Origin of the sequence: Arthrobacter sp. SD76, from assembly GCF_049726125.1 — a bacterium.
Classification (GTDB): domain Bacteria; phylum Actinomycetota; class Actinomycetes; order Actinomycetales; family Micrococcaceae; genus Arthrobacter; species Arthrobacter nitrophenolicus.
Genome location: NZ_JBNBLR010000001.1, coordinates 1,915,765 through 1,937,395, shown reverse-complemented (window position 1 = coordinate 1,937,395; position 21,631 = coordinate 1,915,765). Strand labels below are relative to the sequence as shown.

General features: G+C 63.1%; 21 protein-coding genes and 4 pseudogenes. 10 read left to right on the top strand and 15 right to left on the bottom strand.

The window, feature by feature from the left end; all coding sequences use genetic code 11:
* Window positions 1–2: 2 nt before the first annotated feature.
* The 6 genes from ACPEE0_RS09645 to ACPEE0_RS09620 all read right to left on the bottom strand — a co-directional run bounded on the left by ACPEE0_RS09645 (window position 3) and on the right by ACPEE0_RS09620 (window position 5,326).
* Window positions 3–680, bottom strand: a complete 678-nt coding sequence (locus tag ACPEE0_RS09645; protein ID WP_009359441.1) for a class I SAM-dependent methyltransferase — start codon at window positions 678–680, stop codon at window positions 3–5.
* Between the two features lie 17 nt (window positions 681–697).
* On the bottom strand, window positions 698–1,921 hold the full coding sequence (locus ACPEE0_RS09640; protein WP_009359442.1) for a type III polyketide synthase: 1,224 nt from the start codon (window positions 1,919–1,921) through the stop codon (window positions 698–700).
* A 203-nt stretch (window positions 1,922–2,124) separates the two neighbouring features.
* Window positions 2,125–2,385 carry a hypothetical protein gene (locus ACPEE0_RS09635; protein WP_035753857.1) on the bottom strand — a complete coding sequence of 87 codons (261 nt, stop codon included), beginning with the start codon at window positions 2,383–2,385 and terminating at the stop codon, window positions 2,125–2,127.
* Window positions 2,382–3,386 (bottom strand): hypothetical protein, encoded by a 1,005-nt coding sequence (locus ACPEE0_RS09630; RefSeq protein WP_354176861.1) that lies wholly within the window; start codon window positions 3,384–3,386, stop codon window positions 2,382–2,384. The genes ACPEE0_RS09635 and ACPEE0_RS09630 overlap by 4 nt, the downstream gene beginning before the upstream one ends.
* A 460-nt stretch (window positions 3,387–3,846) precedes the next feature.
* Window positions 3,847–4,200, bottom strand: coding sequence for a helix-turn-helix domain-containing protein (locus ACPEE0_RS09625; RefSeq protein WP_009359444.1), 354 nt, complete (start codon window positions 4,198–4,200; stop codon window positions 3,847–3,849).
* Complete coding sequence (locus ACPEE0_RS09620) at window positions 4,193–5,326, bottom strand: tyrosine-type recombinase/integrase (protein ID WP_009359445.1); 1,134 nt, start codon at window positions 5,324–5,326, stop codon at window positions 4,193–4,195. Before ACPEE0_RS09620 ends, ACPEE0_RS09625 begins: the two co-directional genes overlap by 8 nt.
* Before the next feature lie 475 nt (window positions 5,327–5,801).
* Between ACPEE0_RS09620 and ACPEE0_RS09615 the strand changes: the two genes are divergently transcribed.
* The 3 genes from ACPEE0_RS09615 (at window position 5,802) to ACPEE0_RS09605 (ending at window position 8,747) form a co-directional block, all read left to right on the top strand.
* Window positions 5,802–6,908, top strand: a complete 1,107-nt coding sequence (locus tag ACPEE0_RS09615; RefSeq protein WP_009359043.1) for a tyrosine-type recombinase/integrase — start codon at window positions 5,802–5,804, stop codon at window positions 6,906–6,908.
* The gene (locus ACPEE0_RS09610) at window positions 6,902–7,240 is read left to right on the top strand and encodes a helix-turn-helix domain-containing protein (protein WP_235047031.1); all 339 of its coding nucleotides are present in this window, start codon (window positions 6,902–6,904) and stop codon (window positions 7,238–7,240) included. Before ACPEE0_RS09615 ends, ACPEE0_RS09610 begins: the two co-directional genes overlap by 7 nt.
* A gap of 244 nt (window positions 7,241–7,484) precedes the next feature.
* Window positions 7,485–8,747 (top strand): recombinase XerD, encoded by a 1,263-nt coding sequence (locus ACPEE0_RS09605; RefSeq protein ID WP_424574410.1) that lies wholly within the window; start codon window positions 7,485–7,487, stop codon window positions 8,745–8,747.
* Between the two features lie 33 nt (window positions 8,748–8,780).
* Here ACPEE0_RS09605 and ACPEE0_RS09600 read toward each other — a convergent pair whose 3' ends face one another.
* The 3 genes from ACPEE0_RS09600 to ACPEE0_RS09590 all read right to left on the bottom strand — a co-directional run bounded on the left by ACPEE0_RS09600 (window position 8,781) and on the right by ACPEE0_RS09590 (window position 10,172).
* On the bottom strand, window positions 8,781–8,975 hold the full coding sequence (locus ACPEE0_RS09600; protein WP_009359040.1) for a hypothetical protein: 195 nt from the start codon (window positions 8,973–8,975) through the stop codon (window positions 8,781–8,783).
* Between the two features lie 468 nt (window positions 8,976–9,443).
* On the bottom strand, window positions 9,444–9,596 hold the full coding sequence (locus ACPEE0_RS09595) for a hypothetical protein (RefSeq protein ID WP_009359039.1): 153 nt from the start codon (window positions 9,594–9,596) through the stop codon (window positions 9,444–9,446).
* A 102-nt stretch (window positions 9,597–9,698) separates the two neighbouring features.
* Window positions 9,699–10,172, bottom strand: coding sequence for a VOC family protein (locus ACPEE0_RS09590; RefSeq protein WP_009359038.1), 474 nt, complete (start codon window positions 10,170–10,172; stop codon window positions 9,699–9,701).
* A gap of 71 nt (window positions 10,173–10,243) precedes the next feature.
* On the opposite strand from ACPEE0_RS09590, the gene ACPEE0_RS09585 reads away from it, so the two are divergent.
* Window positions 10,244–10,642, top strand: coding sequence for a DUF3054 domain-containing protein (locus ACPEE0_RS09585; protein WP_009359037.1), 399 nt, complete (start codon window positions 10,244–10,246; stop codon window positions 10,640–10,642).
* Between the two features lie 109 nt (window positions 10,643–10,751).
* Entirely contained in the window at window positions 10,752–11,033 is a 282-nt protein-coding gene (locus ACPEE0_RS09580) for an Lrp/AsnC family transcriptional regulator (RefSeq protein ID WP_009359036.1), read from the top strand.
* A 4-nt stretch (window positions 11,034–11,037) separates the two neighbouring features.
* On the opposite strand, the gene trpD is transcribed toward ACPEE0_RS09580, so the two are convergent.
* Window positions 11,038–12,093 carry an anthranilate phosphoribosyltransferase gene (gene trpD, locus ACPEE0_RS09575; RefSeq protein WP_424574409.1) on the bottom strand — a complete coding sequence of 352 codons (1,056 nt, stop codon included), beginning with the start codon at window positions 12,091–12,093 and terminating at the stop codon, window positions 11,038–11,040.
* Between the two features lie 112 nt (window positions 12,094–12,205).
* Between trpD and ACPEE0_RS09570 the strand changes: the two genes are divergently transcribed.
* From ACPEE0_RS09570 to ACPEE0_RS09555, 4 genes and pseudogenes are all read left to right on the top strand, one after another.
* The gene (locus ACPEE0_RS09570; RefSeq protein ID WP_268743683.1) at window positions 12,206–12,880 is read left to right on the top strand and encodes a cytochrome c oxidase subunit 3; all 675 of its coding nucleotides are present in this window, start codon (window positions 12,206–12,208) and stop codon (window positions 12,878–12,880) included.
* An 87-nt stretch (window positions 12,881–12,967) separates the two neighbouring features.
* A pseudogene (locus ACPEE0_RS09565) lies at window positions 12,968–13,755 on the top strand (c-type cytochrome).
* A 99-nt stretch (window positions 13,756–13,854) separates the two neighbouring features.
* Window positions 13,855–14,925 (top strand): annotated as a pseudogene (locus ACPEE0_RS09560) (Rieske 2Fe-2S domain-containing protein).
* Window positions 14,903–16,573, top strand: a complete 1,671-nt coding sequence (locus ACPEE0_RS09555) for a cytochrome b (RefSeq protein ID WP_354175946.1) — start codon at window positions 14,903–14,905, stop codon at window positions 16,571–16,573. Before ACPEE0_RS09560 ends, ACPEE0_RS09555 begins: the two are co-directional and overlap by 23 nt.
* 100 nt (window positions 16,574–16,673) lie before the next feature.
* On the opposite strand, the pseudogene ACPEE0_RS09550 reads toward ACPEE0_RS09555, so the two are convergent.
* Window positions 16,674–17,443 (bottom strand): annotated as a pseudogene (locus ACPEE0_RS09550) (GntR family transcriptional regulator).
* 163 nt (window positions 17,444–17,606) lie between these two features.
* Between ACPEE0_RS09550 and ACPEE0_RS09545 the strand changes: the two are divergent.
* Entirely contained in the window at window positions 17,607–17,900 is a 294-nt protein-coding gene (locus ACPEE0_RS09545; protein WP_009359030.1) for an HPr family phosphocarrier protein, read from the top strand.
* 109 nt (window positions 17,901–18,009) lie between these two features.
* Here ACPEE0_RS09545 and ACPEE0_RS09540 read toward each other — a convergent pair whose 3' ends face one another.
* From ACPEE0_RS09540 to ACPEE0_RS09525, 4 genes and pseudogenes are all read right to left on the bottom strand, one after another.
* Entirely contained in the window at window positions 18,010–18,411 is a 402-nt protein-coding gene (locus tag ACPEE0_RS09540) for a cytochrome c oxidase subunit 4 (protein WP_009359029.1), read from the bottom strand.
* The gene (gene ctaD, locus ACPEE0_RS09535) at window positions 18,408–20,135 is read right to left on the bottom strand and encodes a cytochrome c oxidase subunit I (RefSeq protein ID WP_035753543.1); all 1,728 of its coding nucleotides are present in this window, start codon (window positions 20,133–20,135) and stop codon (window positions 18,408–18,410) included. The genes ACPEE0_RS09540 and ctaD overlap by 4 nt, the downstream gene beginning before the upstream one ends.
* Window positions 20,136–20,145: 10 nt before the next feature.
* Window positions 20,146–21,017 (bottom strand): annotated as a pseudogene (coxB, locus tag ACPEE0_RS09530) (cytochrome c oxidase subunit II).
* A gap of 184 nt (window positions 21,018–21,201) precedes the next feature.
* Window positions 21,202–21,588 (bottom strand): HesB/IscA family protein, encoded by a 387-nt coding sequence (locus ACPEE0_RS09525; RefSeq protein ID WP_009359026.1) that lies wholly within the window; start codon window positions 21,586–21,588, stop codon window positions 21,202–21,204.
* Window positions 21,589–21,631 lie beyond the last annotated feature (43 nt).

Sequence of the window (21,631 nt, the reverse complement as noted above, 5' to 3'; positions counted from 1 at the left end):
GGTTACCCCTGGCGGTAGGTGAGGACCTGGTGGAAAGCGGCGCTGCGTTCCACTGTCCAGCCCGGGGGAGCGAGCGCGGAAAGTTCGGCAGGAGTGTAGCTCCGGCGGATGGAGGTCAGCCCGTCCACGCGGATGTAGGAGCCGCGAAAGGGGAGGGCTGCCATCCCGAACAGGGTGAAGGCTGCGGGGCTTCGGCGGAGGTCGTTGTGCAGGACCTTCGTCCCGGCGAGGACCTCCGAATGCGCCAGCAGGGTTCGCAGTTCCTCCGCGGGGAGGTGATGGAGGACGTGGTTGGAGATCACCACGTCATATGTCCGGCCGGCTACCACCTCGTCCGCACTGTGTGCCTGCCGGAACTCGACGCCCTGTACGGGAGGCCGCTTCTGCGCGAAGGATGCTGCACGGGGGTCGGGATCAATTCCCGTGATGGAGAGGCTGAGGCCGTCGCGCCGGGCCCAGCGGGCCAGCATGACGGCAAGGTCGCCGCCGCCGGAGCCAATATCCAGGACCCGGACCGGCTGTACCGCCAGCAAGGGACGGAGCTCCCGCCGGTAGAGCCGCCGCCAGCCGCCGAGGACCCGGTTCACGACGCCGAACTGGCGGTAGGTGTTGTCCAGCCGGCGGGCGTCGCAGTCAGGCAGGTCCATCAGCTCCACAGCCGTGGCGTCACGTTTCCGCATCGGCAGATCCACGCCGGTCAGGCCACCGGGGCTTCCGCCGCCAGCGGCTGCCGGATCTCCGCTGCCCGGCCGCCGGAGACTGCCGCAGTGTCCGCCGGCGCCTGCCGCAGTTTCGTGAACAGGGCCGTCTCCACGGTGAGGCCGGGCCCGAATGCCATGGAGCAGATCCGCCCGCCGCCGGCACCGTCCTGGGGCTGAACGTCCTGTTCCAAGATGTGTTTGAGGACGAAGAGCACGGTGGCGCTGCTCATGTTGCCGTAGTTCCGCAGGACTTCGCGGGCCGGCACCAGTTGCGGGTCGGTCAGGCCGAGCCGGGACTGGACCTTGTCCAGGATGCTGCGCCCGCCCGGATGGATGCCCCAGTGCTGGATGGACGTGTAGGGGAGTGCTGCCAGTTCAGGCTCCTGCGCCAGGAGGGGCTGCAGTGCCCCCACAATGTGGTCGTCGATGATGTGCGGGACGTAGTTGCCGAGCACCATTTCAAAGCCATTGTCGCCGATGTTCCAGGCCATGGAGTCCTCGCCAACCGGCGTGAGCACAGTTTCGAAGTGGTCCAGTCGCAGGAGTGCCTTTTCCGCCGCATCCGGCCGGGCCGTGACCACGGCGGCGGCCGCACCGTCAGCAAACAATGCGGAGCCCATGATGGTGTCGGGGTCGTTCGAGGTCCGCACGTGCAGCGAGCACAGTTCGGCGCACACCACCAGGACCACGGCGTTCGGGTCAGCCTCACAGAAGAGCTTCGCGGCGCGGAGTGCGGGAAAGGCGGCATAACAACCCATGAAACCGAGGTGGTAACGCTGGACCGCCGGATCCAGGCCAAGCTCACGGACGATCTTGTAGTCCGGTCCGGGGTTGAAGAAACCCGTACAGGAGACGGTCACGAGGTGAGTTATGTCAACTAAATCGAATTCCGAGGCGGCGTCCAGTGCTGCACGGGCGGCTGCCACGAACAGTTTGGTGGCCTCACGGGCGAAGATTTCGTTGCGGACCTTGGTGCTCGGATTCAGGAGAAGGCCAGAGGACGGGTCGTAGAACTGCGGGTCGTCCGAGCGGAAGTCGTTGGTCAGTTCCTCAACAGCTGTGAACCGGGTATCGATGGCAGCCGAGTCGAAGCAGGTATTGACCAGCCGCGAACCCAGCCTCGTGAGGCCTGGCTGGGCGGCGAAGACGTCACGGGCTTCAGACTGGACCAGCATGGTTTTGGGAACCGCAGTTTCAAGTGATCGCACATAGACCGTCATTGACCCATTCTTAACCAGGGCCCACATTAAGACAATGGCATGCGCCGCTGACCTGCGGAATTGCTTGTGGCTACACGGCTCCAGCGCACTAAGGATCGAGAGGCCCAGACCCATCCCGGGACAATTCGCGGACTGGCAGCGGGACGTGTTGATGTGGGACGAGTTGGCCCGTTCATGCGGACGTTTTCTCGGCACGTTGTCTGTTAAGGCTGCTCTTTGGGTCTGGGGAAGTGGACGTTGCTGAGTGTTTCCTGAAGGGTCCTACGAAGTTGAGGGCCGTCAAAATACTCAGGGCCGTCGCCCGGGGCGTAAAGGGAAAGAGCGAAGAGTAGATTTTCCATGTCTTCTTCGCCTAGATATTCATCGAGCAGGACGCCTTCTAACGCCGCAGCAGCGATCTTGGATTCGTCACCGTCCAGGATTCTCTGCGCAGCTTCCTGGAATCGCTTGGAGATTCGGATCATCTCGGTGCCTTCCTGGTCGCCGCTGCCGAGGCGATGTATTGGGCGTAGTTGGCTGATGAGTCGATGGCGTGGCGATCGATCGTGGCCGGGGAGTAGCCGAGGGCTTCGGCGATGATTGCAACGGGGGCGAGTTTGGTGAGTTCGTGGAGGGTTCCGAGCCTGGCCGCTCGGGTGCTGAAGTCAGTGCTCAGCCGTTGAGTGAGGGTTGAGGCTTGGATGTGCTGGCCGGGTGAGCCGCCGCGAAATACCCAGTTGCTGTTGGGGTGCGCTGCTGTCTGGTGGTGGGTTGGCGTGGCTGCGAGTTCGCGCCATGGCTCATCGAGCGGTGATGTGAGTGCGATTTCGACGGTTCCGAAGGTGATGCTGACGAGGTCCTCTGTCACGGTGACGTTGTCCCAGGTCAGTCGGACGATGTTGGTGACCTGCTGGCCGAAGACCAGGATGAGGATGGCTGCGGCGCGGTCCCTCGGGTTCATGTCGATCGTGTGGCTGACGGTGGCAACGAGCTCGGTCTGAGCGGTGGCGTCGAGTCGTGGGCTGGTGCCGCGCCGGTGGGGCTGCAGCTTCACTGAGGGATCGATAAGGCTGGTTCTGGTTGCCCAGTCGAGGAAGCATGAGGCAATGCCTCGTGTCGTCGGGCCTTCTGCTTGCCATCGGTCCAGGTGCGCCTGGGTCACTTCTGCGAGTTCAGTGTCGCGTTCGGTGAGCCAGTTCAGCAGTTCGATAGCCACGGTGACTGACTGTTTGGCCCTCAGGAAGGTGCCTTGGGTGACCTCGTCCATCTGGTTCATCCGGCGTTGGTGGTGCCAGCGGATGTAGCGCCGGATGATGTCCCGATGGTTCTGGCTGGTGATCCGCTCGAGTGCCTGGTCGGACCATTCACCGAACCTTGCGCTGAGCTCATCGCGGCGCGGCAGCGCGTTGTGTTCAACGAGTAGGCCGCGGACGTATTCGCGGGTGCGGGAGGCCGGCAGTTCGTCGAGACGTGCGTGTGTGATCACAGGCGCGGCCGACAGTTGTTGGAGGAAGGCAGTGACGTGTGGTTGCTGGATCCAGGTCAGGCCACTGTTGGCCCGTTTCATGGACTTGAAGGCTGTGGCGATTGCTTGAAGCGCGGGGGAGGGCGTCTGATTGTCCAGTGGGCTGAGGAGCCTGTCGACGGTAGCGGCGAGGATGCATGACCAGCATCGGTTCCCTGAGTGGAGTTCATCCTCGCTCCCGCATCCGATGCAGTCGATGTTGAGCTGGACTCCGGAGCAGCTCCGGCATGCCGGCAGCGTGTCGACGCGGCCGGGCAGGACGCCCTCGTGACCGCAGGCGCAGGTGCCTCGGGTTCTTTTGGCCTGCTGGTAGCAGTAGCCGCAGATTCCGCCGTCCGGCCAGCGGACCGCGATTTGATGGTGTTCGCCGCAGCGCCCGCATGCTTCGGGCCATTTGATGGGGTCGCCGGCTTTTCGCGGCCTAGGCATCTTCATCCGGTGGCAGCACGCGGATCCGTCGCGCGCTCGGCGCGCCGGGGGTGATCCCAAGATCCTCTGGCCTCTTCGGGGCGTTGGCGGTCTTCGCGGCGCGCATCTGCACGTAGGGTTCGAACAGGTCGTTGGGCGTGCATTCCAGGATGTCGCAGAGCGCCGCGAAGGTCTGGGCTGGAATGCGTTCCGGCGTTCCGGTGACGAGCCGGTGGACCTGGGCGTTGGAGAGATTGATACCCCGGGATTTCAGCAGGGGGAGAAGCTCGGTGGTCTTCCAGAGGTTGCGTTGGGCCATCAGCTGCCGGAGGTTCCAGCGGTAGCCAATCCGTCGCTGTTCAGCCATGGCCGTTCCCCTCATCAGTGACGCCGCTGCGCAGCCGCTGGGCGATCATTTTCTGGATGGTCTTCTGTTTGAAGTCCGCCGACACGGAAGTATAGAGGGCTGTGGTGGAGGAGTAACTGTGCCCGACCTGCTGCTGGATAAACAAGGGGTCGTAACCGGCCTCGATCAGATGCGTCACGTAGGAGTGCCTCAGCGTGTGCAGGGTCAGTTCTTCCGGGAGCCCGGCGATTTTCCTCACCCGCTGGAAAGAGCGGTCGAAGTTGCGGTAAACAGTGGAGCCGGAGCGCTCTGATGGCCAGAGGCTGGCTGACCGGTCAGCGGTGGGGAATCGTTTACGGCCGTCAGGGGAGAGCCAGTACTCAAGGAGCCCCACCACCCAGTCGAATTCCGGGACGGTGAGCACGGTCCGGCGACGTGGCCCTGAACCCTTGGTGCCCTTTGCCCAGCGCACTTGGAGCGCCCCGAAGCGTCCAAACTGTTCAACGTGCGGGTTAGGGCCGAAATCAACGTACTCAAGCATCACCAGTTCACGCCGGCGAAGCCCGTAGGCGTAAGCGACCTTGAACGCCGTCGAGTCCCTCAGCGCCGGAAGCCATCGCTTTGAACCCTTGGCGAACTCAGTGTCGACCAGATCGTCGGCGGCATCGAAGAAGGTCTGCAGTTCGGTCCGCGTGAAGGCCCGGCGTCGTGCCGGCACGGCATCATCGGTCGTGTGTCGGGGTGAGTTCCACTCGAAGACCACCTGTACCGGAATGTCGGCAAAGATCCGTTCGCAGAATGACGCCCAGCCGTAGCGTCCGTCCGTCAGGTACGAGCAGAACGCCCTGATCGCCCCGGAATTAGCCCTCAGGGTTGATAACGCCAGACCTTTCTCAGAGCTGCGCCTGTCAGCCAGGAACTCATCTACGTGATGCGCCGACCACGTCCACGGATACTCATTGGCGTGCTCCTGAAACTTTTGGACCGTTCCACACGAGCTCTTGATGTACGACGTCGACAGGCCACGCGCCAACATCTGCGCACGCCAGCCATCCAACATCGCCTCGAAAACTCGATCCTCGGCCCGCAGCAGCCCGACATTGACGTTGGTCAGAAAGGCCGGAATGCGCCCAGGTTCGATGCTCACTGATCCAACTGTACGCAAAAATCTCTCACTTAGTGAGAGATTAGGCCGCTATCCCACGCCATTGCGCGTAGCGACTCGTTCAGGCCCGTCGCCGCTGAGGCATCAATGGAGCCGTTTGACCTGCGTAAACACCAAAAAACTATGCGGGACCAGTTCTCTCATCTACTTCTACTCGTCCCACTCTAACGCCGATAATCTACATTATGTCAAGTAGTACTCTGCGTATTGCATCAGATGAATCAATCGTCCCGATCCCCCGGATGCGCGAGCAGATCTCTAACTTCCTTGAGATTCCGCGGAACATTCGACGCGAAAGCTTTGATGTGCAGCTGGTCAGGTGCTGTCCGGCAGCTGCACGGCTGAACCTTTAAGCAGTCATGACAAGCCTCTGACCTGCAGTTTTGTGCTGATGATGCATTTAATGAATCATTGATTCAGGATTTGAGCACAACTTCGAGGGAAAAGCGGGGTGAGAATGGCGGTCGACGCGTCCGGGCGTGTGCTGCAGCTGAGCGCGGTGCAGCTGCTGCATCCCGAGGAACAGACGCTCGAGGACATGCTGACCGGGTGGCGCAACCAGCAGCTCTCCAGGAACCTCCAGTTCGACACGATCGACAAGGGAATCGCAAGTGTCCGCAGGTTCGTCAACCATGTGAACGAGTTCCCTTGGAACTGGGCACCGGAGCACGTCGAGGAGTATTTCGGTGACCTCCGCTCAATCCACCAGCTGACGCACTCCACTATCCGGGGTTACCAGTCCACGCTCCGCCGGTTCACGTCCTACGTGTCGAACCCCGACTACGGCTGGGACCAGGTCTGCGAACAGCGCTTCGGCACACACCCGTCCCAGGTCTTCTTTGACTGGAACACCGCCTCCCACACACAGGAGTACGAAGGACGCGCCTCCAAGCGGCCCTTCACCAAGACGGAACTGCAGATGCTGTTCGATCACGCCGACGACCAGGTCGAACTCATCGCCGCCTCGGGCAAGAAAGGCTGGCAGGCAGCCTACCGGGACGCCGTCATGCTGAAAGTCGCCTACTCGTACGGCTTGCGGTTCAACGAACTCCGGCACCTGCAAACCATCGACTTTGCGGCCAACCCCCAAGCACGAAGGTTCGGCAAGGCAGGCGTCTGCAAGGTCCGGTTCGGCAAATCCCGCAAGGGGTCCCCGCACAAACCCCGCAGCGTCTTGACGGTCTTCGACTGGACCGCAGGCGTCCTCGAGGACTGGCTCGCCAACGGACGAGGCACGCTCGACACCCTGGACCTGTTCCCCAGCGAACGCGGTGGCCTAATTTGTGAATCCACCCTGCTGCGCCGGCTCCGGCGCTACCTCGACGAGCTGGGCCTGCCAATGGATGGCCTGGACCTGCATTCGCTCCGGCGCTCCTATGCAACGCACCTGCTGGAGGACGGATGGGATCCTAGATTCGTGCAACATCAGATGGGCCACGAACACGCCTCCACCACCGGGATCTACCAGTTCGTCAGCGACGACTTCCGCAACACGACCCTCCGGGCTGCGCTGGACCGCACCCTGGATGAAGTCCTGGGCGTGCAGATGCGAGGTCAATGGTGAGACGCGAAGTTGAATACAAGTGGCGGCTCTCCGAGCTCATGGCGGCACGGGGACTTCACAACACCACCGACCTCATCCCACTGCTGGCCGAGCGCGGGATCACCTTGTCCCGACCACAGGTCTACCGGCTCGTCAACCAGAAACCTGAACGCGTCGCACTGCAGGTCATCGCCGCGATCTGCGACATCTTCTCCTGCGGACCCGAGGACCTCATCACCGTCACGGCCGCCGACGTCCGCGGACGCAAAACCGGCACCAGCGCCCCCAACGTCGTCGACCTAAACCGCACCGTCAGACCACGGCGCGCACGCATCATCGACAATGATCACTGACAAACCCGAAGGTCTCAGCCCCCGCAACACCAGCCGCGGCCGGCCCCGCACCACCGGGACTGCTACCTGCGCACGCTGCGGCCGGGCCGCCGGTAAAACCCGCGCCACCTGGCCCGAAGGGAAAATCTGCGGCCCATGCTTGAGCAGTAGTTCGTTGAGGTCCTCCCGGAGGGCGCAGCGGGCGCATATGCCGCGCCGGTAGAACTCGCCCTCCGTATTGCAACGGGTGCAGTGGAAGTCGTGGATGATGCCGGCGCAGGGCGCGCAGCGGGGCCCTCCGGCAGCCGCGGGAGGGCCTGGCAACAGTCGATGCTGGCCGCAGTCCGGGCAGGTCCCGTGGGTGCGGGTGGCGGTGGTAAAGCACCCCGTCGACCCGGACACCGCCGGCAAAATCGTCGAGGCCCTTTGCAAAGCGGACCGGCCCGAGAGCATCATCACGTGGAAGCGCTCCCTCATAGTCCAAGCACTCCTCGGCTCTCTATCGAGCGGGGAAACCCCCTTGACGCACGAAGGACTCGATGCCGCGGCTAAGTCAGCCAGCCGCGAAGCCAATCACCTGCGCGCCCTGTTCATTCATCATGGACTCCTCCCCTACCAAGACCCGTATCTGGCCCGGTTCGAAACTTGGATTGACGACAAGGTCCGCCACCTGCCCGAGGAGGTCGCCAAACCCGTCGCACAGTTCGCCACCTGGCATCACCTCCGGCGCATCCGGTCCATCACAACACCGGAGAAGAGCGCCCAAGCCCCGGTCCACTCGGCCAAGCAAGAGATCACCGAAACCGTAAAGTTTCTGGACTGGCTCTGGGAAACCCACCAGCGGACGGCTGCGAGCTGCACCCAGCAAGACATCGAAACCTGGCTCGCAACCGGTCCCACGACAAGAAAAGCCATCCGCACCTTCATCGTCTTCATCAAGAACACCGGCAAAAACCACCGAGTGGACATGGGCCACTACGCAGCCAAAACCCGCCCCGCGATCACCCAGGACCAGCGCGTGGCCTGGCTCCGGGAACTGCTTACCGGCACCAGCGAGTCCCTGCCCTACCGAGTCGCCGGCATCCTGCTGCTTCTCTATGCCCAGCCGCTCGTTCGGGTCGCAAAACTCCGGACCGACGCTATCGAAACCAATGAAAGCACCGGGAACATGCGGATCACCTTCGGCCCGCACCCAGTGCCCATTCCCGAACCCTTCGCCGACTTGCTTCGAGAGCACCTTGCAGGCCGTCCCAATCTCAGAACAGGATCAGACGCACAAAGCCCCTGGCTCTTCCCGGGGACCCGGGCCGGACAACCACTTCACCCAAACGGCATCATGGATAGGCTCCGAAGCTTGGGCATCGACCTTCGGGGCGCACGAAACACGGCCCTCGACGAACACCTCTTAGTCTCACCACCGCCACTGGTCGCGGACGCACTCGGATACAGCCACCAAGTAGCCTTTCTCCACGCAGACGCGGCAGGCGACGCCTGGTCCCGCTACGTCAACCTCAGAACCAGACCCTGAGGCAACCGCTTGGGAACCACCTGCCTCATCCGTTCAAGGCTGTTGGGAGAAATAAACGATCAGCATGCCGACCAGACCAAGCGCACCCGACCCGAACGCCACAGGGAGTAGAAGTTTCTTCCGCCGAAACAGGACCCCAGTTTTCAGCTTATCGATGAGCGCATAAACGACGCTGGCCAACAAACCAACAGCGCCAATCGCGAACAGGCTCAAACCGAGACCGGTCATCCTCGAGCACCAGTAGTCGGAGCCTTTCGGACCCAAACGACCATGGTTACTCCAGCTACAACACACAATCCATAAAACGGCCATTCGCCGCTACCTGTGACTAGGTGCACGACAAACGTAATAAACGCAAGCGCGGTCAAGCTAGACGTCCCGATCGTCATTATCAGCTTTTGCCGTTGCGAAAAGGGCCCTACTCCACGCATGTCGATCGCTTCCACTAGTAGCCGTCCTTGCTACTCCGAGACGATACCGGCTGACCGCTTATCGCACACGTGGTCTTTTATCCCAGCTCTGTTCCTCATCCGACTCTCGAGAGAATACGACCGGCTTAGATCCGCAGGGATGCCAGTAACGTGGATTCACCGCTCTCCCGGAACGCCTCCTGGCTGCCCCGCAGTGGCCTGCCGCCACTTGAACACAGGCAGCCCGGCTGCGGGCAGCAGGCCACATGGTCAATCCGAATCACCGTTACGGCTGTCTGGTGCCGATTCCTGCACCCACGATGGCTCCAAGTCCCAGGCCGACGGCGAAACCGACAACCGGGCTGTCGAAGACGGCGAGGCCGAGGGTGATGCCAATGGCGGCACCCACCAGGCAGCAGATCCAGAGCGGCTTGTTCACGCAACCTCCAAAGTAGCCTGGACTTCCATGCCCCTCCCCCTCCCCTGCCGGCGCAATCAGCAGACGTATACACGGCATGCGGCGGGCGGGAACCCTGATCTATCAGCCTTCGTAGGCCTTTTGCAGTTCGGCGATATCCAGTTTCCGCATCCCGAGCATGGCCTGCATTGCCCGCTGGGAGCCCTCCGGGTCCGGTCCGGCAATCAGCGATGGAAGCACGGAAGGCACCACCTGCCAGGACACCCCGTACCGATCCTTCAGCCAGCCGCACATGCTTTCCGAACCGCCGTCGGTCAACGCTGTCCAGTACCGGTCCACCACGGCCTGGTCCTCGCAGTCCACCACGAAGGACACGGCTTCGGTGAAGCTGGACCCGCGGGCCCCGTTCAATGCCGTAAACGGGCGCCCTTCCAGTTCAAAGTCGACGGCGATTGCCTCACCCGCGGCTCCCGGGCCGCCCTCGCCAAACCGCGAGACATCAATGATCTTCGATTCGTCGAAGACGCTGACGTAGAACTTTGCGGCCTCCTCCGCCTGGTTCTCGAACCAGAGGCAGGTCCCGATACGACGCGGCATAGTTTGCTCCCTTCCGGCTTGAGCCTAATCCGGATCGCCCCTTGCGGGAACGGGACGCTAAGGTCGAATCCATGAGTTCCCGGAATCTGAAGCCAGCCAAGCCTTCGTTGACCGCTGTGGCGGCGGCAGCCGCTGTAGCCGATCTCGTGCTGATCCTGGTCTTCGCCGCCGTCGGACGTGACGCCCACCAGCGCGGGGATGTGGTCTCCGGCGTGCTCCTCACGGCATGGCCGTTCCTGGCAGGGGCGGCAGCTGGATGGCTGGCGGCGCGGGCATGGCGCGATCCCCTGTCGGTACGCAGGAGCGGCCTGGCGGTCTGGCTGGGCAGCCTCGTGGGAGGCATGCTGCTGCGGGCCGTCACCGGCCAGACGGTGGTACTCCCCTTCGTTATTGTGGCGTTGCTGAGCCTTGGCGTTCTCCTGGTGGGCTACCGCCTGGTCATCGCCGGTGTCCGCCGCCGGAGAACGTAACCTTGGACTTGGCTGGCCGGGCAGGCGCAGCGCGCGGATGTAATAGGCTGGCAGCACTGACAAGCCTGCCGGGCATTGCCGCGGCGCAACTGATCCGGAGGGGTTCAACGTGATCACCGCATTCGTTCTGATCAAGACCGACGCTTCGCGTATTCCCGAGACGGCGGAGGAGATCTCAGCGATCGACGGGATCAGCGAGGTCTATTCGGTCACGGGCGAATGGGATCTGATCGCCGTTGCGCGGGTCCGCAGGCATGAGGACCTGGCAGATGTCATCGCCGACAAGCTCTCAAAGGTTCCCGCCGTGGTTCATACCACCACGCACATCGCGTTCCGCGCCTACTCGCAGCACGACCTGGACGCGGCGTTCTCGCTCGGCTTCGAGCAATAGGGGCCTAGGCCCTGGTCAGGGCCACCCATTTGTCGAGCACTGCAGCTGCGGCACCGGAATCGATGGATTCTGCGGCTCTGGCATACGCCATTTGCATCCGGTCCAGGAACGGTCCCTCCGCGGCAAGGTCGAAGGCAACGAGCCCGGCCGCGGCGTTGAGCAGCACCGCGTCCCGTGCGGGGCCTTCCTTGCCTGCCAGGACTTCCCGCACCACGGCCGCATTCGCCTGCGCGTCCCCGCCGCGCAGCTGTTCCACAGTGGCCAGGCTGATTCCGAGGTCCTGGGGTGCAAACGTCAGTTCGTTCACGGCACCGCCGCGGATTTCCCACACCGTGGACGGGCCGGTGGTGGTGAGCTCGTCGAGTCCGTCATTTCCGCGGAAAACAAGCCCCCGGCTCCCCCGGCGGGCGAGCACCCCCGCGACCAGCGGCGCCATCCGGGCATGGGCAACCCCGACGGCGGAGGCCTGCACCTGCGCGGGGTTGGTGAGAGGGCCCAGGAAGTTGAATGCCGTGGGAATCGCCAGCTCCCGCCTCGGCACCGCGGTATGGCGGAACGACGGGTGGAAGACCTGGGCGAAGCAGAATGTGATTCCCGCCTCTTCGGCATTGCGTGCCACCTGCTCGATGGACAGGTCGAGGCGGACCCCGAGCGCCTCCAGAACGTCCGCTGATCCCGACGACGACGACGCAGCCCGGTTGCCGTGCTTGACCACCTTCGCACCGGCACCGGCAGCGACGAGGGCCGCCATAGTGGAAATATTAACGGTGTTAAGTTGGTCACCACCGGTGCCGACGATGTCCAGCTTTTCGCCGGTAATCGTCACCGGGTTGGCGTGCGCCAGCATGGCGTCCACGAGGCCCGAAAGCTCCTCAACGGTTTCACCCTTGGCACTGAGGGCAACCAGGAAACCGGCTATCTGCGCCGGAGTGGCCTCCCCGGACATGATGGTGTCCATCGCCCAGGAGGTGTTGTCCGCCGGAAGGTCCCTGCCGCTGATCAAGGACGAGATGAGCCGGGGCCACGAGTTGGCGGACGCTGCAGAAGCCTGTGAAGTCACCTCCTGATGCTATCGAGGGAAGCCGCGGGCTGACCAATATGAACGGCCCGGGGAACTTTTCGCAGCGATTTCGCGTCTTTGTAGAAAAAGTCCCCCGAAAAGGCGGTTTGCGTTGGGCAGCACGGACTTTTACAGACATAATGTCTATGTGACATCTGCGACCCATGCCCCCAGTACCCCGGCGCACCCCACGCTGAACCGCCCCAATATGGTTTCCGTTGGAACCGTAGTGTGGCTGTCCAGCGAGTTGATGTTCTTCGCCGGTCTCTTCGCCATGTACTTCACCCTGCGCTCCACCAGCGCGCAAATGTGGGCGGACGAGACAGCCAAGCTCAACTTCCCCTTCGCGCTCGCCAACACGATCGTCCTCGTGGCCAGTTCCTTCACTTGCCAGATGGGCGTCTTCGCCGCTGAGCGGCTCCAGCCGCGCCGGACCGGGGGTGCGTTCCAGTTCTCCCGCTGGGGAATGAACGAATGGTTCCTCCTGACGTTCCTTATGGGTGCGTTCTTCGTCGCCGGCCAGGCCACCGAGTACGCCATGCTCGTTTCCGAGCACGTATCGCTCTCCTCCAACGCCTACGGCTCCGCGTTCTACATGACCACCGGCTTCCACGGCCTGCACGTGATCGGCGGGCTCATCGCCTTCCTGCTCATCATGGGCCGTGCTTTTGCCGCGAAGAAGTTCGGGCACTTCGAAGCAACGTCTGCGATCGTCACCTCTTACTACTGGCACTTCGTGGACGTCGTGTGGATCGGCCTCTTCCTGGTCATCTACGTACTCAAGTAGCCAGCTTTGATTCTTTTTTCTACAAGAGGCAGAATTTCAGGTAGCGGCTCCCGGAGCCGGCGCAGGAACGACTAAAGGAACCACCACGTGAAGGCACTCTCACAAAAGCGGCGTCACCCACTTGCAGCAATAGCGCTGCTCCTGATGGGGCTCCTCCTCACGGGTGGGCTGTACGCCGTTGCCACCACCGTCAACGAGGCCAAGGCTTCCACCACCACCTACAGTGCGAACGACGTTGAAGAGGGCGGCAAGCTGTTTGACGCCAACTGCGCCACGTGCCACGGCTTCGGTGCAAGTGGAACCCAGGATGGACCCTCCCTGGTGGGCGTAGGTGCCGCTGCAGTTGACTTCCAGGTTGGCACCGGCCGCATGCCGATGCAGATGAACAGCCCCAGGCACTCAAGAAGCCTGTCCAGTTCAACGATGAGCAGACCCAGCAGTTGTCAGCGTATGTTGCTTCCCTGGGAGCCGGCCCGGCAGTTCCTGAAGAAGAGCTGCTGGACGAAGGCGGCGACGCCGCCGAGGGTGGCGAGCTGTTCCGCACCAACTGCGCCATGTGCCACAACGCAGCTGCCGCCGGCGGTGCCCTGACAAGGGGCAAGTTCGCTCCGGCCCTGGCCGACGTTTCCGGAAAGCACATCTACGAGGCCATGGTCACCGGCCCGCAGAACATGCCGGTGTTCAGTGACTCAAACATCACCCCCGAGGGCAAGCGCGACATCATCACCTTCCTGAAGCAGATCGAAACCACCGGTTCCCCCGGTGGCGCCGACCTCGGTTCACTGGGTCCGGTCGCAGAAGGCCTGTTTGTCTGGGTCGCCGGCCTCGGTGTCATCATCGCGTTCACCATCTGGCTGACCTCCCGTACGTCCTGACGTCCGGCCCAAGCCCAAGAATTACTGCTGCACCGTCAGCAGATTGATATTAGAAACTAACCCGGCACCCGCCGGGACGAGAGAAGGATGAGGCGAATTATGGGCAACCATAGTGACGGCAGTCCGAACCACTCGGGCACCGTAGCTACGGCTGGTCAGAATGAGGTGGAGAAGTTCCAGGATCCTGGAATTCCCCCGCACCGTTTGCGCCTGGCTGACACGGACCCGAAGGCCGCAAAGCGGGCAGAACGGCAGGTCGCCTTACTATTTGGCATCTCTGTTGTTGGAACCCTGATCTTCCTGGTGGCGTACTTTGCCATCGATCTGGGTGGCGACGAGTCCACCATCGGCACCATCCGGCTCCAGAACATGCTGCTGGGCCTTGGTACCGCGTTCGCGATGCTCGGCATCGGTACCGGCATCGTGCACTGGGCCAAGGCCCTGATGCCCGATCACGAGGTCTCCGAGGAACGCCACGCGATCCGCTACGAAGAGGACCGGAAGGCAGCTGTCCGCATCGTCGACGACATCGTCGAGGAGACCGGCATCAAGCGCCGCCCGCTGATCCGCAACACGCTTCTCGGCGCCGTTGCCCTGGCTCGCTCCCCGCCGTCGCCATTTTCGGCGACCTGGGCCGCGCCCGGACAACAAGCTGGCGCACACCATGTGGGCGCCGCAGGACGGCAAGCTCAAGCGCCTCGCCCGCGACCCCGATGGCACCCCCATCAAGGCTGCGGACGTCACCATCGGTTCGGCCTTCCACGTGATTCCCGAAGGGCTGAACGAACTCCACGAGGGCAAGCTCAACGAAAAGGCCAAGGCCGTTGTGCTGCTCATGCGTCTGGATCCTGCCTCGCTGAACCCTTCCGAGGGACGCGAGGACTGGGGTTACAACGGCATCGTTGCCTACTCCAAGATCTGCACCCACGTCGGCTGCCCTGTTGCTCTGTACGAGCAGCAGACGCACCACCTGCTGTGCCCGTGCCACCAGTCCACCTTTGACCTCACGCAGGAGTGCAAGGTGATCTTCGGCCCCGCCAGCCGGCCTCTCCCCAGCTGCCCATCGCAGTTGACGACGAGGGCTACCTGGTCGCTACCAGCGACTTCAAAGAACCCGTAGGACCAAGTTACTGGGAGCGTGATATGCATGAGCGCAGCATCAACAGCTGAGCCCGCTTTCGTCGCCAAAACCAAGACCGGCCGGTTTACCGACTTCGTCGACTCGCGCGTTGGCGGCTCTGGAATCCTTCGGGAATTCGGCCGCAAGGTTTTCCCGGACCACTGGTCCTTCATGTTCGGCGAAGTTGCCCTCTACTCCTTCGTCATCCTACTGCTCTCGGGCACTTTCCTGACGTTCTTCTTTGATCCGTCCATGGCGGAGACCCACTACGACGGCTCCTACGTCCCCCTCAAGGGCGTGGAGATGTCGGTGGCCTACAACTCTTCCCTGGATATCTCCTTTGATGTCCGCGGCGGGCTCTTCATGCGCCAGGTACACCACTGGGCGGCACTGCTGTTCGTGGCCTCCATCGCCGTGCACATGCTCCGCGTTTTCTTCACCGGCGCATTCCGCCGGCCGCGCGAAATGAACTGGGTTGTCGGCGGGGTGCTGCTCATCCTGGCCATGGCTGCCGGCTTCACCGGATACTCGCTGCCTGATGACCTGCTGTCCGGCAACGGCCTGCGCATCATCGACGGCGTCATCAAGTCCATCCCGGTCATCGGCACCTACATCTCGTTCTTCCTGTTCGGTGGCGAGTTCCCGGGCACCGCCATCATCGGCCGCCTGTACATGCTGCACATCCTGCTGGTGCCGGCGCTTATCCTGCTCATGATCGTCCTGCACCTGTTCATGGTGGTCGTCCACAAGCACACCCAGTACCCCGGCCCGGGCCGCAACGACAACAACGTTGTGGGCTACCCCCTGGGTCCGGTGTACGCCGCCAAGGCCGGTGGGTTCTTCTTCATCGTCTTCGGTGTCCTGGCCCTGATGGCCGGCTTCTTCACCATCAACCCGATCTGGAACTACGGTCCCTACGATCCCTCCCCCGTTTCCGCCGGTACCCAGCCTGACTGGTACATCGGCTTCGTGGACGGCGCCCTGCGCCTGATGCCGGGTACCTTCGGTGACTGGCAGGTGGAGCAGAACTGGTTCGGCTTCGTCTTCACGTTCAACGTGCTGCTGCCGGCCCTTGTCCCGGCGGGCATCCTGTTCACCGTGATGTTCATGTACCCGTGGATCGAACGCTGGGTTACCAAGGACGACCGCGAGCACCACGTGCTTGACCGTCCCCGCAACGCCCCCACCCGCACCGCGATCGGCATGGCCGGTTTCGTCTGGTACTGCGTGATGTGGGCCGCGGCAGGATCCGACCTCATCGCGACGCACTTCGGTGTCTCGCTGAACGACGTCACGTACTGGCTGCGTGCACTGTTCTTCATCGGCCCGATCATTGCGTTCATCGTCACCAAGCGCGTTGCCCTGGCGCTCCAGCGCAAGGACCGCGAAATCGCACTGCACGGACGTGAGACCGGCCGCATCGTCCGTCTCCCCCACGGTGAGTTCATCGAGGTCCACGCACCGCTGGATGAGTACAAGCGCTACAAGCTGGTGGGCTTCGAGTCACCGGAAGTTATTCCGGCGATTCCGAACGAACACGGCGTGGTGACGCGCAAGGAGAAGCGCCGCGCACTGCTCTCCAAGTGGTTCTTTGAGGACCGCGTTGCTCCGGCAACCCCTGCCGAGCTTGAGGCTGCACACGGCCACGGCCACGCAGCGGTCGAAGCTCCCGAGGAAGCCAAGAGCCTGTCCCACTAGGTTCCACAACAGAAGAGGCCCGGTCCGCATGGACCGGGCCTCTTCTGTTAACCCCTGGCAGCACGTTCCGGGGGCTGCTGCGGGCTGGGAAGCGGCGGCTCTAATGGTTGCGGGCCCGCCGCGCTCCCGGACGTTGCAGGGGCACCCAGAGCTTGTACCGGTCCGCCCGGTAGTAGGACACGGAGTAGTCCACCATCGCCCGCGCCACGAACGCGTGCCGCTGGATTTTCAGCAGCGGCGACCCCACCTCAACATTGAGGAGCCGGGCCGTGGAGGGCGATGCGGCCGTCGCCTCGATCATGTCCTCGCCCCACTCCATCACCAGCCCGAACTGCTCGCTGAGGACGTTGTACAGGGACGTGGGAGGTTCGCCGTCCAGGAGTCCGGGGACACGGTGGGCGGGATGAAGTTTTCATCCACGCTCATGGGCTCCCCGTCCGCCAGGAGCAGCCGGCGGAAGCGGACCAGCGGGGTTCCCTCATCGAGCTGGAGTTCGCGGGCAAGGAATGCACTGGCACCGATCTGCTCGAAACTGAGCACCTTGGCCGCCGGAACCATGCCACGGCGCTGCATCTCCTCGCTGTAGGACGTCAGCTTGACCTGCAGGTCAACTTTGGGCCGGCGGACGAATGTGCCCAGCCCTACCACCCGTTCGATAACCTCCTCGCCGACCAGCGCGTCAATGGCCTGCCGGACGGTCATTCTCGCGAGCCCAAAGCGCTCGGCGAGGTCGCGCTCGGACGGAAGCGCACTGCCGGGAGGGCATGACTCAGCAATGTAGGCCCGCAGGATTTCCCGGAGCTGGATGTAGATGGACGTTCCGCTGGTGCGGTCAATTTCGCCTTTGATGCCCTGAGCGCCCGGCGCCATGGTCTCTCCCTGCCGTCGAATTTCCCCTTCTATGGTAGGTCAGGTCTAGACCAGCCCGGTCCGGCCTAGGTTCTGTTTGGGCGGTGAATGTGTGCGGCCGATATATTTGGTCAGGAAAAATCAGCACCGACGGGTGGGGGCCGTCGCGACGAAGGAGTCCCCTTTGCCAACACACAAGGCCGTGGTTACGGCCTCTGTCGGGCTGCACGCCCGTCCTGCCGCGGTTTTCGTCCGGGCCGTCACCGACACTGGTTTGCCTGTGACCATCGCCAAGGCCGGTATCAGCGGTGTGGACGCCCGGTCGCTGCTCCAGGTGATGGCGGCCGATTTCCACCACGGCTGCGAAGTGGAACTGGGCGTCAATGAAACGGCCCTGAACGGGCCTGCAAGCCATCAGGAAGCCCGCGAGGCCCTGAAGGACCTTGCCGGCCTCCTGGAGTCCCAGGGGGCGCCCTAGCAGCCGCGGGGCCAGGCCCCCTGCACTGCCGCGGCGCGCGCCGGTAACACAAACGACGTCAGGCCCCACCTAAGGTGGGGCCCGACGTCGTACTTATGAAGCTGCTTGCCTAGTGGGCGTGGTCTCCGCGGCTGTACTCGTATACCCAGCCGATGAGTGCCACGACGGCGAGGCCGGCGGCGATGAAGAGGATCCACCATCCGACTGCCAGGCCGAGGAATCCGCCTGCGCAAGCGAGGCCGAGGACCAGCGGCCACCAGCTCCAAGGGCTGAAGTGGCCCTGCTCGCCGGCGCCCTCGTGGATCTCAGCATCGCTGCGGTCCTCGGGGCGGAGTCCGACGCGCTTGCCGGTGAAGCCGAGGTATCCGCCGATCATGCCGGCGAGGCCGCCGACCAGCAGGATACCCAGGATGCCGACCCATTCACCCCAGTTGGTCAGGAAGCCGTATACCAGGGCTACGGGGACGAAGAAGAAGACTCCGGCGCCAAAGATCCAGGATTCGATTTTCACTGTGCGGTGTCCTTCTGGTCGGCGTTGCCCAGGACCTGGGCTGCAGGAGCGGGGGACTCAACGGTGTGCACCTGGCGGAGTTCCGGGTGGTGCAGGTCCAGGGCAGGACGCTCGGAGCGGATGCGAGGCAGCGACGTGAAGTTGTGCCGCGGCGGCGGGCAGGACGTGGCCCACTCGAGCGAGGCCCCGAAGCCCCAGGGATCATCCACCTGGACCTTTTCGGCGTTGCGCCAGGTGATGTACACGTTCCAGAAGAACGGGATGAGCGAGGCACCGAGGACGAAGGACGCAACCGTGGAGAACTGGTTCATCCAAGTGAAGTTGTCCTCCACCAGGTAGTCGGCGTAGCGGCGGGGCATGCCCTCAACGCCCAGCCAGTGCTGGATGAGGAAGGTGCCGTGGAAGCCGAGGAAGAGGAGCCAGAAGTGGATCTTGCCCAGGCGCTCGTTCAGCATCTTGCCGGTCCACTTGGGCCACCAGAAGTAGAACCCGGCGAACATCGCGAACACCACGGTGCCGAACACCACGTAGTGGAAGTGCGCCACCACGAAGTAGGAGTCGGAGACGTGGAAGTCCAGCGGCGGGGAGGCCAGGATGATGCCGGTCAGGCCGCCGAAGAGGAAGGTGATGAGGAAGCCGACGCTCCACAGCATGGGCGTTTCGAACGTCAGCGAGCCGCGCCACATGGTACCGATCCAGTTGAAGAACTTCACGCCGGTGGGCACCGCGATCAGCATGGTCATGAACGCGAAGAACGGCAGCAGCACCGAACCGGTGACGTACATGTGGTGCGCCCACACGGTGACAGACAGGGCGGCGATGGCGATGGTGGCGTAGACGAGGCCCTTGTAGCCGAAGATCGGCTTGCGGCTGAAGACCGGGAAGATCTCCGAAACGATGCCGAAGAACGGCAGCGCGATGATGTACACCTCGGGGTGGCCGAAGAACCAGAACAGGTGCTGCCACAGGACGGCGCCGCCGTTCTCCGGGTCGAAGATGTGGGCACCGAAGCGGCGGTCCGCACCGAGCGCGAACAGCGCTGCAGCCAGCGGCGGGAAGGCCATGAGGACCAGGATGGCCGTGACCAGCGTGTTCCAGGTGAAGATCGGCATCCGCCACATGGTCATGCCGGGGGCGCGCATGCAGATGATGGTAGTGATGAAGTTGACGGCGCCCAGGATGGTGCCGAAACCGGACAGCGCCAGGCCGAAGACCCACAGGTCACCGCCGATGCCGGGGCTGAATGTGGTGTTGGACAGCGGCGCGTAGGCGAACCAGCCAAAGGAGGCGGCGCCCTGCGGGGTGATGAAGCCCGAGACGGCAATGGTGGAGCCGAACAGGAAGAACCAGAACGCCAGGGCGTTAAGGCGCGGGAACGCGACGTCGGGTGCACCGATCTGCAGCGGCATGATGACGTTTGCGAACCCGGCGAACAGCGGGGTGGCGAACATCAGGAGCATCACGGTGCCGTGCATGGTGAACAGCTGGTTGTACTGCTCCTTGGTCTGCAGGATCTGCATGCCGGGCTCGAAGAGTTCGGCACGGATGAGCAGCGCCATCACGCCGCCCAGGCAGAAGAACACGAAGGACGCGATCAGGTACATGTACCCGATGGTCTTGTGGTCGGTGGAGGTGATCCAGTTGACGACAATGCGCCCCTTGGACTTGGGAACCACGGGAGCCGGCAGGACTCCGGTGGGTGCGGATTGAGTGTACGTAGCCACGTCGCTCCCCTTACTTAATTTCGTTCAGGTTCGGGTTGCGGTCGTACTCCACACCGAGGAGGCCCGTGTTGCCCGCAGCCTTCAGGTTGTCCATGTGGGCCTGGAATTCAGCCTCGGACACCACCTTCACGCGGAACAGCATTTCGGAGTGGTACTCGCCGCAGAGTTCGGCGCACTTGCCGTCGTAGGTGCCCTCTTTAGTGGGGGTAAACCGGATGTAGTTGGTCTTGCCGGGGATCATGTCGCGCTTCTGCAGGAAGGCGGGAACCCAGAAGGAGTGGATGACGTCGCGTGCGTTCAGTTCCAGGTCAACGGACTTGTTCACCGGCAGGTATAGGGTGGGGAGCTGTTCCTTGTCGATCGTGTTGCCGGTCAGGTGCGCCTGGACCCGGCCTCGTGGACGTCTTCTTCGATGACGTCGCCGGCCTTGTAGTTGAAGTCCCACGCCCACTGCTTGCCGCGGACGTCAACGACGACGTCGGCGGGCTGGGAGCGGTCATCGATGGCCTGCTGGTCGCGGTCGGTGAAGTAGAAGAACACCAGGACCATGAACAGCGGGATGGTGAGGTAGAAGACTTCCAGGGGAAGGTTGAAGCTGGTCTGCCGCGGGAACCCGACAGTGCCCTTGCGGCGGCGGTAGGCCACGATGCACCAAACGATCAGTCCCCAGGTAATGATGCCCACAACCAGGGCGGCAATCCATGAGTTGACCCAGAGGTCCATGATGCGGTCGGTGTTGCTGGTGGTGCCACGTTCAGTGGGCAGCCACCCCTTCTCTACCTCTGGCGAACATCCGGTCAAAACCAACGCGCCGGCAATAGCCAAGCCAGTGATCGTAGTGATCGTTTTGCGTCGGCTGCCGGTTCGGTTCTGCGAACTCACAGACGGCCCTTCCTACTTGTTGCTGTTGTCCGGGCGCACATCGGCGCCCCGGGCACACTAAAAGTTTTACTACTCGGTGTAGAGCTTACCGCTCCCCCGGGCATTTCGCCACATGTCGGCGCCGTGCCTCCAACCAATGTTCATGGCAGGGGGCACGGCGCCGGCATCAGGCGAAACAACCGGCTTAGTGGAAGGAATCTCCACAGGCGCAGGAGCCACCGGCATTGGGGTTATCGATGGTGAAGCCCTGCTTTGAAATGGTGTCCTCGAAGTCGATGCTTGCACCGCTGAGGTACGGGACGCTCATCTTGTCCACGACGACCTCGACGCCGTCGAAGTCGCGGACGGCGTCTCCGTCGAGGAGGCGCTCGTCAAAGTAGAGCTGGTAGATCAGTCCTGAGCAGCCGCCGGGCTGCACGGCAACCCGAAGGCGCAGATCCGTACGGCCTTCCTGCTCGAGAAGACTGCGGACCTTGCCTGCTGCGACGTCGGTCAGGTTGACCTCATGAACCGGCAGCTCGCCGGCAGCGCTGGTGGTTTCGGTGCTGTTCTCATTGGTTGCGGTGCTCATTGGCCTACCTTCTTAGGACGGGTCCTGGCGGCTCCGCCTTGGC

Coding starts and splice junctions, on each gene's coding strand:
- ACPEE0_RS09635 (WP_035753857.1), bottom strand. CDS start 2,385: ATGATCCGAATCTCCAAGCGATTCCAGGAAGCTGCGCAGAGAATCCTG.
- ACPEE0_RS09590 (WP_009359038.1), bottom strand. CDS start 10,172: ATGCCGCGTCGTATCGGGACCTGCCTCTGGTTCGAGAACCAGGCGGAG.
- ACPEE0_RS09605 (WP_424574410.1), top strand. CDS start 7,485: ATGATGCCGGCGCAGGGCGCGCAGCGGGGCCCTCCGGCAGCCGCGGGA.
- ACPEE0_RS09555 (WP_354175946.1), top strand. CDS start 14,903: ATGAGCGCAGCATCAACAGCTGAGCCCGCTTTCGTCGCCAAAACCAAG.
- ACPEE0_RS09640 (WP_009359442.1), bottom strand. CDS start 1,921: ATGACGGTCTATGTGCGATCACTTGAAACTGCGGTTCCCAAAACCATG.
- ACPEE0_RS09600 (WP_009359040.1), bottom strand. CDS start 8,975: ATGACCGGTCTCGGTTTGAGCCTGTTCGCGATTGGCGCTGTTGGTTTG.
- ACPEE0_RS09615 (WP_009359043.1), top strand. CDS start 5,802: ATGGCGGTCGACGCGTCCGGGCGTGTGCTGCAGCTGAGCGCGGTGCAG.
- ACPEE0_RS09610 (WP_235047031.1), top strand. CDS start 6,902: ATGGTGAGACGCGAAGTTGAATACAAGTGGCGGCTCTCCGAGCTCATG.
- ACPEE0_RS09525 (WP_009359026.1), bottom strand. CDS start 21,588: ATGAGCACCGCAACCAATGAGAACAGCACCGAAACCACCAGCGCTGCC.
- ACPEE0_RS09625 (WP_009359444.1), bottom strand. CDS start 4,200: ATGGCTGAACAGCGACGGATTGGCTACCGCTGGAACCTCCGGCAGCTG.
- ACPEE0_RS09645 (WP_009359441.1), bottom strand. CDS start 680: ATGCGGAAACGTGACGCCACGGCTGTGGAGCTGATGGACCTGCCTGAC.
- ACPEE0_RS09585 (WP_009359037.1), top strand. CDS start 10,244: ATGAGTTCCCGGAATCTGAAGCCAGCCAAGCCTTCGTTGACCGCTGTG.